Here is a 13,446-nt window from a genome sequence, read left to right as displayed (position 1 = left end):
GGGCCTTTGCATCACACACTCGCTCGTGCCGCGCAACGCGGCTTGATTGGCGCTGCTTTGGGTGCCCTGCTGATGACAAGCACCGCTGCGCTTGCCGATGATGGCGCGTCATTGGTGTCTCCACAACCGTTCGAGGCGCAGTACCGGCTAGAGATTCGCGGCTGGCCCGGCGCGACCATCACGCATACGCTCACCAACGAGGGCTCGCACTGGTTGAGCGATATGAGCTTCTCCATTGCGGTGGCCCGCGGCCAGGAGCGCAGCCGCTTTTCGATTGACGACGACAGCACTCATTCACTGCTCTACAACAGCAGCTATTCGCTCTTCGGTGTGGGTGACAGCTATCAGCTCAACGAGGGCGATATTAGCTCCATCGACCGTCAGGCCGCGCTTTTCGACCTCTCCCGCCGGGCAGGCACCGAGGGCTGCACAGAAAGCAGCCCCTGTGACATCAGCTTCGTGGACCATCGCGGGCGGGACGAAAACTTTCAGTACTATGTGAATGCGCCCACCACAGCCCGCGTGCCTGCCGGTGAGTTCGAGGCCAAACAGGTCACGCTGATCGATGCCGAGAAGCCTGATCGTCACCTGCTGATCAATTTTCATCCCGAATGGCCGGGACTCATCCTCTCTGCCACGTATGAGAAAGAGGGACGCAGACAAACGACGCTCACCATGACCCAATTCAACCCCGCCGGGGGTAACGCTCCCTAAATGCTTTCTGGCCTATTGATCGTTTTACTGCCGCTATTTTTGGGCTACTTGGTACGTGTCCGTTCGACCCGCTTGCTGAACCTGATCAACCGAGCCGTTAGCGGCTCGGTGTACCTGATTCTGCTGTTGATGGGCGTGAGCCTCGCCGGGCTTGAGAATTTGGGCAGCCAGCTCTCCCGCTTGGGTGGCAACGCCCTACTGCTATTTAGCATCACCACGCTGTTTAACTTAGCTGCACTATGGTGGCTTTCTCGGCGAGTGCGCTTAAGCGCGGGCGGCTCGCCGGTAGTGCAAGATGCGCCTACCAACAAGCTGGCCGCCATGCAGGGCTCGTTAATGCTGGTGGGCGTGGTGGCAGCGGGTGTCACCATGGGGCTGCTGCTTGGGCCAATGGTTGGCGAGGCGCTGTTCACCACCGCTGACTGGCTAGCCGAGTGGGTGCTGTACCTACTGCTGGTGTTGATTGGCTGCCAGCTACGCAACTCCGGTATGCCGCTGAAGCAAATTTTGCTCAACCGCTTGGGGCTCGCCATTGCGGTCACGCTGGCCGTTAGCTCGCTGCTAGCGGGCTTGTTAGCCGCCCCGCTGCTTGCGCTGAGCTGGAACGAGGGCCTCGCGATGGCCTCAGGCTTCGGCTGGTACTCACTCTCAGCCATCCTGATTGGCGACCAGCTTGGCCCGCTGATGGGTGGTGTGGCGTTCTTCAACGACCTTACCCGCGAGCTACTGGCGTTTATCCTGATCCCGCTGGTCATTCACCGCCACACCGCGCTGGCGATTGGCTACGGCGGGGCAACCTCCATGGATTTCACCCTGCCCGTCATCCAGCAGCACGGCGGCGTGGCCTGCGTGCCCATTGCCGTGGTGAGCGGCTTTATCCTCTCGCTGCTCTCCCCGCCGCTGATTCTGTTCTTTCTTTCGCTTTCGAGTTAGCACGCACGGGCGCTCCTTGGTTAGGATACGCAGCAAGCGCATACCCTCTTTGATGACCAAGGACGCCTACCCGCCATGCTCAACGGAACCTGGTTAAGCTTCTTTATTGCCGCCTTTGCGGCATCGCTCTGGCAGTGGTTGGTGGGTGGCGACAGCGACGTGTTTGCCCGCTTGGTGCAGTCGCTGTTCGATATGGCGAAAGTGAGCGTCGATATTATCTTGGTGCTGCTGGGCACCATGACGCTGTGGCTGGGGTTTCTTTCCATTGCTGAAAAAGCGGGATTAATACGACTACTGGGGCGGGTACTCGACCCGCTTTTTAGCCGCTTGATGCCAGAAGTGCCCCGCGGCCACCCGGCCATGGGGCTGATTAGCATGAACTTCGCGGCGAACATTCTCGGCCTGGATAACGCCGCCACGCCGATCGGTATCAAAGCGATGCATTCGTTGCAAAGTCTTAATCCCAGCAGTGAGACTGCCAGCAACGCGCAAATCCTGTTTTTAGTGCTCAACACGTCGTCGCTCACCCTGCTGCCCGTCACTATTTTTATGTACCGCGCCCAACAGGGAGCCGCCGACCCGACGCTGGTCTTTTTACCGATCTTGTTAGCGACAAGCGCCTCTAGCCTGGCTGGGCTGTTGGCGGTAGCGGTGATGCAGCGTTTAAAGCTCTGGCACCCTGTCGTGTTGGCCTATTTAGTGGCGGCTGCGTTAGCGTTAGGGCTATTGATCACTACCTTGGCGGGGATGTCCGCTCAGGCGCTGGCGGCGGCCTCAACCCTGGTAGGCAATCTGACCCTGTTTAGCATTGTGATGATGTTTCTGGTGGTTGGCGCGCTGCGCGGAGTGAAAGTATACGACGCCTTTATCGAAGGGGCTAAAGAGGGCCTGAGCTTTACCATCACCCTACTGCCCTACCTGATTGCCATGCTGGTAGCCGTGGGAGTGCTGCGCGCCAGCGGCGTGCTGGATGCCGGGCTTGGCGGTATCCGCTGGCTGGTTGAGGGCATCGGCTGGGACACCCGCTTTGTGGATGCGCTGCCCACCGCCTTTGTGAAGCCCCTCTCCGGCAGTGGCTCCCGTGCCATGATGATCGAAACCATGAACACCTTTGGTGTCGATAGCTTCCCTGGGCTACTGGCGGCCACCTTCCAAGGCAGCACCGAAACCACGTTTTACGTGCTGGCGGTTTACTTCGGTGCCGTAGGCATCACCCGCATTCGCCACGGCTTGGGCTGCGCGTTAGTAGCCGACGCGGCGGGCATTACTACCGCCATTGTTGTGTGTTACTGGTTCTTTGGTTAAGAAGTGACTCCCACGCTTTCGTTCACTGGTGACAGCGTCTACCTTTCAAAGCCACGCCAGACCATTCATGGACGAAAGGTGAGTCATGCTAGGCGCCAGCACGATGTTGATTGCGCTCGCGGCGCTCTTCTGGGGTATTTCTGGAGGCATCGCGGGGGTTCTGTTAGATAGCGGCTGGGACGCTGCCGTGGTCTCGTTTTATCGCGGCTTTGTTGGGCTCGTCTTCGCACTGGTGTGGCTTGTGCTGCAACGGGGCGGTCGCGGCTTGGCCAGCAGGTCGCTATGGTGCTGGTCAGTGGTGGCGGGCCTGGGGGTGGCGGGCAACTTTACCTTCTACTTTCTCAGTATCGAACACGGCAGCGTGGCGGTGGCGGCTACCTTGATGTACTGCGCTCCGGTGTTTGTCTATCTGGCTTCGTTTGCGCTCAAGCTCGAGCGCCCCACAGCGGCAAAGTGGCTGGCCATCGCGCTGGTCATGGTGGGCGTGGTGCTACTGACCAAGCTGTACGCCATTGGCGCAGGTGACCTGTCGCTGATGGGCGTCGCCACGGGTCTATTGGCGGGACTTTCCTACGCACTGTTCATTTTTGGCTTCAAATACGCCGCGCCCCATGGCAGCCCCTCCGCCGTGCTTTCGATTGCCTTCACGGTGCTGGCCGTCGTTCTGATTGTGCCAGCCGATCTGTCTCAAACCATCAGCGTGGTCAGCGCACCAGAGCTTCCGCTGTTTGTGGCGTTGGGTATTTTGGGCGCGGGCCTGTCGTTTCTGCTTTATGTGGTAGGCATCAAACACGCCGCCCCGGCGTTAGCGTCCATGGTGGCCATGGTCGAGCCGGTCACCGCCACGCTGTTTGGGGTGGTGGTGCTGGGTGAAAATCTAGAGATGATTCAGATGGTCGGCATGGGGATTATCTTACTGACCGTGACCGCACTGAGCGTGACATCTCGCTAACGGGCCGTCGCCTCGCCGCGAATAGGTGCACTGAGCGCTTTACGCAGCGCTAGCCCAGAAAGCCCTTGGCCAAGCAGCACGGTAAGCTTCGCGACGGCAGCTTCCAGCGTGATATCGCCCCCGGCGATCACGCCCGCTTGATTGAGCGCCGCCCCCGTGGCGTAGGCGCCTTGAACGACCTCCCCCTGGGCACACTGGGTAACGTTGAGCAGCGCCACACCCCGCTCGTTAGCGGCTTGCATTGCGTTTAGCAGTTCACCTTCAAAGCTTGGCGGATTGCCCACACCGTAGCTTGAGATCACCAATCCTTTGAGAGTGGCATCTTCCAGCAGCGCTTTGGCACGCCTTAACGACATACCAGGATGCAGCGGCAGTACCGCCACCGCGTCGTCGTCTAGCTGAAGGGGTGAAAAACTGGGCTCCCCGCTGAGCAGCGCCGACGGTTGGGGAAAGCTAATGCCAATGCCTATCTCAGCCAGCCAGGGAAAATTGGGAGAATCGAAGGCATCCAGACCTTGCGTGCGCACCTTACGGGCGCGGTTGCCGCGCAGCAGCCGGTCATGAAAGAGCAGGCTCACTTCGCAGGGCGTGGCCGGATGAGCGGCCAGCTGTAGCGCGCTGACCACGTTGTTCAGCGCGTCGCATCTTGGCTCACCCAGCGGAATTTGGGAGCCGGTGAAGATCACCGGCTTGTTGAGCGCACCGAGCATAAACGATAGCGCCGCAGCGCTATAGGCCAGGGTATCGGTGCCGTGCAGGATGATGAACGCATCGTAAGCCTGCCAGTGGCTTTCCAGCACGGCCACGAGGCGATTCCACGCCTCGGGCATCAGTTCGGCGCTGTCGATCAGTGGCTGCATTTCCACCACATCGAAAGCAGGCAGCCGGTAAGGGTCGCCCAAGGCCAGGTGCGCCGCTAAGCGCTCGGCCAGCCCCGCGCTGGGTACATACCCCTGGGGCGATGGCTGCATACCAATGGTGCCGCCGGTGTAGAGCATGAGGACGCGGGGCATGAGCACTCCTTACCTGATGTACAGTCGAGTGAACAGAAACAAACTTACTTCGCCGGCGCGCTTTCCAGGCGCTGCTTCAGCGCTTCGGCTTCTTCGGGCTCCAGTTCCCACGCTTTGGGGTCCAGGTCGAGATCCGGGTGCTGATTAGCGTCGAAAATCGGCTGTTTGATGCCCTGACGGCGCTGGCTATCGAAATCGTTCATGATACGCAGGCCGCATTTGAACAACAGGATCAGCGCTACGAGGTTCACCACCGCCAAGAGGCCCATGGTCACGTCGGCAAAGCCGAACACGGTGCCTAGATCCGTGGTCGCGCCCCAGCACACCAGCAGCACAATCGCCACGCGGAAGGCGTTGAACAGGTTCTGGTTATCGCGGCTGAAGAAGTTCAGGCTGTTCTCGCCCAGGTAGTAGTTGTACAAAATGGTGCTGAAGGCGAACAGCAGCAGCGCCAGGCTCACAAAGGTACGACCCCACTCGCCCACGTGGTCTGCCAGAGCAGCCTGGGTCAGCGCAATGCCTTCAACGCCAGCACCGGCGGCCGGGTCGTATACGCCGCTGAGCAGAATCAAAAACGCCGTGGCCGAGCAGATGATCACCGTATCGATAAACACCGAGAACGCCTGCACGATGCCCTGGTTGGCCGGGTGCGGCACGTAGGCAACGGCGGCCACGTTGGGCGCACTGCCCAGGCCCGCTTCGTTGGAGAACAGGCCGCGTTTCAAGCCCATCATGATGGCAGCGCCAATACCGCCGCCCACCAGCGGCTCCAGGCCAAACGCGCTCTTCACGATCAGCGCGATCACGCCAGGAATCTCAGTGATGTTCAACGCAATGACCAGCAGCGCCACGGCGATGTAGCCCACGGCCATGAACGGCACCAGATACTCGGAAATACGGGCAATACGCTTGATACCGCCAAAGATGATCAGCCCCACCAACATGGCCAACGCGATACCGCTGTACAGCACCGGCACGCCAAAGGCGTCGCCAAACGACGTGGCAACGGCATAGGACTGCAGGGCCGTAAAGGCAAAGCCGAAGGTAATCAGCAGCAGCACCGAGTAGAACGCCGCCAGCCAGCGCCACTGCTTACCCAGGCCTTTGACGATGTAGTACGCCGGGCCGCCACGGTAGGTGCCGTCGCCCTCGGCCTCTTTATAGGTTTGCGCCAGCGTACACTCCAGAAAGCTGGTGGCCATGCCCATCAGGCCCACCAGCCACATCCAGAAAACGGCACCGGGGCCGCCCAGCGTAATCGCCACGGCCACACCGGCAATGTTGCCGCCGCCTACACGGCCAGCCACCGACAGCACCAGCGCCTGGAAGGAGCTTAAGTGGCCGTGCTGATTACGCTTGAAGGCTTGTCCTGTGCCCAGGATGCGAAACATTTCACCGAAATAGCGAAACTGCACAAAGCGGGAGGCAACGGTAAAACCGATCCCCACTCCCACCAGTAAAACGAGTAGAACCTTTCCCCAGAGGAGGTCATTGAGCATATCGAGCATGGGATACTCTCCGCGTTATTATTGAGCGTTATGGAAGTTGCGTCGTTAACGACCGCGTCTTTTTGCTATTGAGATGCGCGAAGAGTGTTGTACCAAGCCAAGCCTGCCATGAAATTTGGCGCAGCGGTGCAGTTGGTTGCACTCACTGCGCCAATCACTGCACCAGAGTGCACCACATAAAAAAACGGTGCGGGCCACTGAAGGCCACGCACCGCTGTTGTTGCTCACCGATAACTGCCGTTAGAAGCCCGCTTTTGCCGCCCGCGCTGCGTGAAGCTTCTTGTAGCTTTCGATGAGGCGCTGGTGGCGATCCAAGCCCTCTAACTGCATATTGGTGGGCGTGAGGCCGTGGAAGCGTACGCTGCCGTCTACTGAACCCACGACGGCCTCCATGGTCGCTTCGCCGAACATGCGCTTGAAGTTGGGCAAGTAGTCATCCAGCGCCAATTCGTCGTCCAGCTCAATCTCCAACACCGCGTTCACCGCCTGGTAGAACAGGCCGCGCTCAACAGTGTTGTCGTTGTACTGAAGGAACATCTGCACGCAGTCCAGCGCCTCTTCATGGCGGCCAAGCGCTAGGTAGACCAGCAGTTTCAGCTCCAGAATGGTCAACTGGCCCCACACGGTGTTTTCGTCGAACTCGATACCGATCAGCGTGATGATATCCGCGTGGTCGTCCATCTGGCTCTCTTCCAAGCGCTCGACGAGATCGGTAAGCTGGTCGTCATCCAGACGGTGCAGGTTGAGAATATCTTCGCGGTAGTCCAGCGCCTTATTGGTGTTGTCCCAAATCAGGTCTTCAATCGGGTACACCTCGGAGTAGCCCGGCACCAGAATGCGGCAGACCGGCGCGCCTAAGTCTTCATGCACTGCCATGTACACTTCCGCGCCCAGCTCTTCGAAAATACCGAACAGGGTCTCGGCTTCCTCTTCGTTGCTGCCGGAGAAGTCCCATTCGCTGAACTCGAAGTCAGGCTTGGCACTAAAGAAGCGCCAGGAGACCACGCCCACCGAGTCGATGAAGTGCTCGACGAAGTTGTTGGGCTCAGAGACGGTCTGCGAGTTGAAGGTTGGCAGCGGCAGGTCGTTCAGGCCTTCGAAGCTGCGGCCTTGGAGCAGCTCGGTCAAGCTGCGCTCCAGCGCCACTTCAAAGCTTGGGTGGGCACCGAAGGAGGCAAACACGCCGCCGGTACGCGGGTTCATTAGCGTCACACACATGACCGGGAATTGCCCACCCATGGAGGCATCCTTCACCAGCACCGGGAAGCCCTGGGCTTCCAGGGCGTTAATGCCCTCGACAATGCTCGGGTACTTGGCCAGCACTTCTTGCGGCACGTCGGGCAGGGTCAATTCCTGTTCGAGGATCTCCCGCTTCACCGCCCGCTCGAAAATTTCTGAAAGGCACTGCACCTGAGCTTCCACCAGGGTGTTGCCCGCGCTCATGCCGTTGCTGAGGAACAGGTTTTCAATCAGATTGGAGGGGAAGTAGACCGTTTCACCATCGCTTTGGCGCACAAAGGGCAGCGCGACAATGCCGCGATCTTCACGACCCGAGTTGGTATCAATCAGGTTCGAACCACCCAGCTCGCCTTCGGGGTTGTAGATATCCAGGCAGTGCTCGTCGAGAATGCCTTTCGGCAGCTCGTCATTCGGCCCTGGTTTAAACCACTTCTCGTTAGGGTAGTGAACGAATTCGCTGCCCGCGATCTCTTCACCGAAGAACTGATCGTTGTAGAAGAAGTTGCAGCTCAGGCGTTCGATAAACTCGCCCAGCGCTGAACAGAGCGCGCTCTCTTTGGTCGCACCTTTGCCGTTGGTAAAGCACATGGGCGAAGCCGCATCGCGGATATGCAGCGACCACACGTGGGGCACGATATTGCGCCAGGAGGCGATCTCAATCTTCATGCCGAGGTCGGCCAAAATACCGCTCATGTTGGCAATGGTCTGCTCCAGCGGCAGGTCTTTGCCTTCGATGTAAGTGCTGCCCCCTTCCGGCGCGCCCATCAGCAGCGCTTGAGCGTCCTCGTCGATGTTCTCGACCACTTCGATCTGGAACTCGGGGCCAGTCTGAACAACCTTCTTCACCGTGCAGCGGTCGATGGAGCGCAGAATACCTTCGCGATCCTTTTCCGAGATATCTTCCGGCAGCTCGACCTGGATTTTGAAAATCTGCTTGTAGCGATTTTCCGGGTCGACGATGTTGTTCTGCGACAGGCGAATATTCTCGGTGGGAATATTCCGCGCGTTGCAGTACACCTTAACGAAGTAGGCGGCACACATGGCCGACGACGCCAGGAAGTAGTCAAAAGGGCCAGGGGCCGAGCCGTCGCCTTTGTAGCGAATCGGCTGGTCGGAGATAACCGTAAAATCGTCGAACTTGGACTCCAGGCGGAGGTTGTCGAGATAGTTAACTTTGATTTCCATAAGCGGGCGTCCGGAGTAATGAGTGTGCCTGAGCGCCAACGCATCAGGCGAATGGCGGCCATTATCCAGTTTTTTGCCCGCTTCGTCTTGGGCAGTCGCGTGAATCGCTTATTGCGGAACCAGCAAGAACGGCAGCGCTTTCTCTAACAGCATGTCAGGAATCTCTTCGGCGATATAGTGCCCGCAAGGCAGCGCCTTGCCTTCTACCTGGGTCGCTACCTTGCGCCACTCGCCCAGGGCATCAAAGCAGGCTTCAATCGCCCCTTGGGCACCCCACATCACGTTGATGGGGCAGGTCAGTTTCACACCCGCATCGATATCCGCCTGATCGTGCTCTAAATCGATAGTCGCGCTGGCGCGGTAGTCGCCGCAGATGCCGGTGGCCGTGCCGGGAAGCGCCAGGCAGCGCTCGTACTCCGCCAGCGCTTCTGGCGCGAACGGTGCCATGCCCGCGCTGCGGGCGCCCATCACGCTTTTTAAGTACTGAGCGGGATCGGCTTGAATCAGCATTTCTGGCAGCGGCTGGGGGCGAATCAGAAAGAACCAGTGCCAGTAGCTGCGGGCGAACGCCTCATTGGTGCCACGGTACATGGCCAGCGTGGGGGCGATATCTAAAAGCACCATGCGCTCGACCCGCTCGGCGGAGTCAACGCCTAAACGATGCGCCACCCGCGCGCCACGGTCGTGGGCTAGCACCTTGAAACGCTCGAACCCCAGCGCGCTCATCAGCTCCGCCATATCGGCGGCCATGGTGCGCTTGGCGTAATTGAAGTGCGCTGCGTCGTCATCCGGCTTACTGCTGTCGCCGTAGCCGCGCAGGTCGGCGGCAATCACCGTAAAGTGCTGGGTAAGCGTGGCCGCAACTTTGTGCCAAATCATATGGGTCTGCGGGTGGCCGTGAAGCAGCAGTAGCGCCGGGCCACTGCCGCCCATCCGATAGGCAATTTCGACGCCGTTAACGCGGCGCGTATGTTTTTCAAACCCTGCAAACATGGCTAGCTCCTCGCGGATAGGTGATGCTCTTCACTTGGCGTCCTCTTGTAACCGCTCGATCAGAAAGTCTTTCAGCGCGACCACGGCAGGCGTGAGCGACAGCCGATGCGGGCAGACGAGATACAGCGGCGCGGGCTCGGTAGAAAACGAGGCCAACAGCGCCACCAAGCGGCCTGCATCGAGGTCTGCCTGAACATCGAGGCGAGATTTATAGGCAATGCCCTCTCCCGCCAGCGCCCAGCGGCGTACACACTCGGCATCGTCGCTCACCCGATTGCCCTGCACGCTGATACGCTCACTGCCGAACTGCCACTGGTTGTGCACCCGCTCACCCAGGTTGAAGCAGAGGCAGTTGTGTTGGCATAGCGCCTCCGGCGTGGCAGGCTCGCCGTGCTGCGCAATATAGCTTGGTGCTGCGCACACTACCCGGTGGTTATCGCTTTTTAGCGGCAGGGCTACCAGGCTGGAATCCTCCGGCACGCCGTAGCGCAGGGCAATCTCCACCGGCTGGCGAAACAGATCGCTCACCCGGTCACTCACCCGAAGCCGCAGGCGCAGCTGCGGATGCCGCGCCATAAAGCGATCCAGCCAGCCCAGCAGCACGTTGCGGCCCAGATCAGACGGCATGGAAAGGCTGAGCTCTCCCGCTATCTCCTGGCGCTCGCGGTGCAGTTCTTTTTCCCCTTCGGCAAGGGCACTCAGCGCCGTTTTCGCATGCACTAAATAGTGCGCCCCGGCGGGCGTTAGCCGCAAGCTGCGGGTAGAGCGAACCAGCAGCCGCGTGCCTAGCGCGTCTTCAAGCCGTTTGATCGCCACGCTAGCCACCGCTGGGGTAATCGCCAGCTCCCGCGCGGCGGCGGAAAGGCTGCCGTGCTCGGCGGCGTAGACAAGCACGTTTAGGTCATCGGTACGCATGGGTCGATGGCGCCCTTATTTTCAAAGAAAATGAGAAACTGTTAGCTACATTAGCCCTCTTTTTCATAAAACGACACCCAGGCATGATGACGCCATTCATCATCCCTCAGAGAGCAACCATGAAAGCATTTGCGTTTACCAAAAGCCTGCCGATCGACCACCCAGACGCCCTGCATGCCGTTGAGCTTCCGCTGCCCACCCCCGAGCCCCACGATATTCGCGTCGCGGTGAGTGCGGTTTCCGTTAATCCGGTGGATGCCAAGGTGCGCAAGAGCGCGCTGCCCGACGGCGGCGAGCCGCGCGTGCTGGGTTACGACGCGGTGGGCGTGGTCGATGCCGTGGGCAGTGCGGTCACTCGCTTTCAGCCGGGTGACCGGGTGTGGTACGCGGGCAGCATCGCACGCCAAGGCTCCAACGCTGAGTACCAGTTGGTCGATGAGCGCATCGCCAGCCTAGCGCCGAAGAGCCTCTCCGACGCCCAGGCCGCCGCCCTGCCGTTAACCGCCATTACCGCCTGGGAACTGCTGTTCGACCGCCTAGAGCTGGGCATGCGCGACACCAAAGGCAAAACCCTTTTAGTGGTAGGCGCTGCGGGTGGCGTTGGCTCGATTCTGATTCAGCTCGCCAAGCAGCTCACCGATATCACCGTGATTGCGACGGCCTCTCGCCCGGAAAGCCAAGCCTGGGTCACGTCGTTAGGCGCTGATGCAGTGATCGACCACCACCAGCCGCTGGATGAAGCGCTAAAAGGGGCAGGCTACGAGCAGGTGGATATGGTGATCAGCCTGAACCAAACCGACCACCACTTTGAGGCGATCATCAATGCCTTGAAGCCCCAGGGTAAACTGGCGCTGATCGATGACCCGGAGCTGATCGACGTGCGCAAACTCAAGCTCAAGAGCCTGTCACTGCACTGGGAGCTGATGTTCACGCGGCCGCTGTTTACCACCGAGGACATTGCCAAGCAGCACGATTTATTGGCTGAAGTCGCCGCCATGGTGGATAGCGGCCGTTTAACCACGACGCTGGGCGAGGTGCTTGGCCCCATCACTGCCGACAATCTAACGCGCGCTCACGCGCTGATTGAGAGCAACCGCACCGTGGGTAAGCTGGTGTTAGAGGGCTTCTAACCACGCGCACCGCTTATTTTAAGCGGACGTAAAGAGCGAGCCGTTGCACTCTTGGGCGCAAGGCGGCACATTAGCCGCACCGCCACCGCCCAAGAGCCTCGAGTCTCGCCCATGCATGATGAATTTGTGGCCAATTTGCGCCTGCTGTGCAGCTACTACCCCTCTATTGCCGACGTGTGTCGTCGCCTGCCCATCAACCGGGCGCAGTTCAACCGCTACCTCAGCGGACGCTACTACCCCAGCCATGCCGCGCTCCAGCGTATTTGCCACTTTTTTGGCGTCACGCCAGACGACATTGCCCTGCCCCACCACGATTTTCGGGCGCTGGTACAAACCGGCCAGCTCAATGCCGACACTGCGAGCACCTCGCTGCCCTGGCCCAACGCGCTAATTCAGCGCGGCAGCGAAGGCATGGAGCGCTATCTAGGGCGCTATTTCGAGCTTTATCACTCTATGTCGCGCCCCGGCTATTTAATGCGCACGCTGGTGTGTTTGGAAGAGCGAGAAGGCGGCGTGGTGTATCAGCGCACCGAGCGAATGCAGGTGGTGCCGGGGAAACGCCCCTGCCATAACCGCTATGTCGGGGCAGCGGTCAAGCTGGCCGACCGGCTGTTTTTGGTCGACCACGAAACCCTCAACGGTCACGAGATCACCCAGACCATTCTATTCCCCAGCTTTCAAAGCCAGGTAACGCGGTTAACGGGCCTGAAAATGGGCGTGGCGGATAATAGCGAGCGCATGCCTTGCTGCGTGCGCGTGGTTTATCAACGCTTGGATGAGCAAATTAGCCTGCGAGACGCGCTGTCACAGTGCGGCTTGGTCGCGCTGGATGACCCGTCGCTGGATGCCTCGCTGCTCGCCGCCGTGAACAACGACGTGGCCAGTGGGGATTACCACTTCCGAGCCCGCCATTGATGCTTGGCAGGCTAGCGGGGGGCCAGTACGTGATCGAACAAAATGGCCTCGAAGTCTTCCATAGGGGCCAGAGATTTGAGCGTTTTGGCCCGCAGAATCGACCCTTCCCATCCGGAAAGAATGAAACTGGCCAGCGCCTCAGGGGCAACGGCGGTATTGATCGTGCCGTCGGCCTGGGCTTGGCTCAAACAGGCCACAAAGCGTTTTTCCCAACGCTGAAACACTAGATTCAGGGCATCACGGAAGGTATCACTCTGCCCGGAAAGCTCCTGACCCAGATTACCGATCAAGCAGCCGGTGGTGTGATCGCAGTCGAGCATATGGGCGCGCCCGGTGGCAAAGTAGCGGCGCAAACGCTCCAGGGGCGGCAGGTAGGGGTCTTCCAGCAGCGCCGCTAACGACGCATCGTAATCGTCGGCGAAGCGCTCGATAACCGCCAAGCCGAAATCTTCTTTGCTAGAAAAGTAGTGGTAGAACGAGCCTTTGGGGACACCGCAGGTTTTTAATACAGCATTGATACCCGTCGCGTTATAGCCCTGCTGGGCAATCAGCTCGGCACCAGAATCAATGAGTTTGTCGCGGGTGGCGGTGTTTTTCATAACGTCATACAGACCAGGGAGTCTATGGCTTTTCATATGAATGAT

At 59.6% G+C, this 13,446-nt stretch carries 12 protein-coding genes; 6 read left to right on the top strand and 6 right to left on the bottom strand.

The annotated features are described in order from the left end of the window. Nucleotides 1–6 precede the first annotated feature (6 nt). From QIT27_RS03995 to QIT27_RS03980, 4 genes are all read left to right on the top strand, one after another. Nucleotides 7–714 (top strand): hypothetical protein, encoded by a 708-nt coding sequence (locus QIT27_RS03995; RefSeq protein ID WP_502875183.1) that lies wholly within the window; start codon nucleotides 7–9, stop codon nucleotides 712–714. Further along, on the top strand, nucleotides 715–1,647 hold the full coding sequence (locus QIT27_RS03990) for a LysO family transporter (RefSeq protein ID WP_285262962.1): 933 nt from the start codon (nucleotides 715–717) through the stop codon (nucleotides 1,645–1,647). It begins immediately after the preceding gene. A gap of 75 nt (nucleotides 1,648–1,722) precedes the next feature. Continuing rightward, nucleotides 1,723–2,952, top strand: a complete 1,230-nt coding sequence (locus QIT27_RS03985) for a spore maturation protein (protein ID WP_285262961.1) — start codon at nucleotides 1,723–1,725, stop codon at nucleotides 2,950–2,952. A gap of 85 nt (nucleotides 2,953–3,037) precedes the next feature. Next, a complete protein-coding gene (locus tag QIT27_RS03980) occupies nucleotides 3,038–3,904 on the top strand; it encodes a DMT family transporter (RefSeq protein WP_285262960.1) in 867 nt (288 codons plus the stop codon). On the opposite strand, the gene QIT27_RS03975 is transcribed toward QIT27_RS03980, so the two are convergent. From QIT27_RS03975 to QIT27_RS03955, 5 genes are all read right to left on the bottom strand, one after another. Further along, entirely contained in the window at nucleotides 3,901–4,917 is a 1,017-nt protein-coding gene (locus QIT27_RS03975) for an asparaginase (protein ID WP_285262959.1), read from the bottom strand. The two genes, QIT27_RS03980 and QIT27_RS03975, sit on opposite strands and share 4 nt — an antisense overlap. A 44-nt stretch (nucleotides 4,918–4,961) precedes the next feature. Further along, on the bottom strand, nucleotides 4,962–6,425 hold the full coding sequence (locus QIT27_RS03970) for an alanine/glycine:cation symporter family protein (RefSeq protein ID WP_285262958.1): 1,464 nt from the start codon (nucleotides 6,423–6,425) through the stop codon (nucleotides 4,962–4,964). Nucleotides 6,426–6,665: 240 nt separating this feature from the next. Beyond that, nucleotides 6,666–8,849 carry an OsmC domain/YcaO domain-containing protein gene (locus tag QIT27_RS03965; RefSeq protein WP_285262957.1) on the bottom strand — a complete coding sequence of 728 codons (2,184 nt, stop codon included), beginning with the start codon at nucleotides 8,847–8,849 and terminating at the stop codon, nucleotides 6,666–6,668. A gap of 108 nt (nucleotides 8,850–8,957) precedes the next feature. Further along, on the bottom strand, nucleotides 8,958–9,842 hold the full coding sequence (locus QIT27_RS03960; RefSeq protein WP_285262956.1) for an alpha/beta fold hydrolase: 885 nt from the start codon (nucleotides 9,840–9,842) through the stop codon (nucleotides 8,958–8,960). Between the two features lie 30 nt (nucleotides 9,843–9,872). After that, nucleotides 9,873–10,757: a LysR family transcriptional regulator gene (locus QIT27_RS03955; RefSeq protein WP_285262955.1), complete on the bottom strand. Its 885-nt coding sequence runs from the start codon at nucleotides 10,755–10,757 to the stop codon at nucleotides 9,873–9,875. A gap of 119 nt (nucleotides 10,758–10,876) precedes the next feature. Here QIT27_RS03955 and QIT27_RS03950 point away from each other — a divergent pair, with 119 nt between their 5' ends. Continuing rightward, complete coding sequence (locus QIT27_RS03950; protein ID WP_285262954.1) at nucleotides 10,877–11,887, top strand: zinc-binding alcohol dehydrogenase family protein; 1,011 nt, start codon at nucleotides 10,877–10,879, stop codon at nucleotides 11,885–11,887. A 111-nt stretch (nucleotides 11,888–11,998) separates the two neighbouring features. Beyond that, nucleotides 11,999–12,802, top strand: a complete 804-nt coding sequence (locus tag QIT27_RS03945) for a helix-turn-helix domain-containing protein (RefSeq protein ID WP_285262953.1) — start codon at nucleotides 11,999–12,001, stop codon at nucleotides 12,800–12,802. Between the two features lie 11 nt (nucleotides 12,803–12,813). Here QIT27_RS03945 and QIT27_RS03940 read toward each other — a convergent pair whose 3' ends face one another. Continuing rightward, nucleotides 12,814–13,401 (bottom strand): TetR/AcrR family transcriptional regulator, encoded by a 588-nt coding sequence (locus QIT27_RS03940; protein ID WP_285262952.1) that lies wholly within the window; start codon nucleotides 13,399–13,401, stop codon nucleotides 12,814–12,816. Between the last annotated feature and the right edge of the window lie 45 nt (nucleotides 13,402–13,446).

The organism is Halomonas sp. LC1 (genome assembly GCF_030247125.1).
Taxonomy (GTDB): domain Bacteria; phylum Pseudomonadota; class Gammaproteobacteria; order Pseudomonadales; family Halomonadaceae; genus Vreelandella.
Note: the sequence above shows the minus strand (reverse complement) of the source record. Positions and strands in the feature narration are given on the sequence as shown.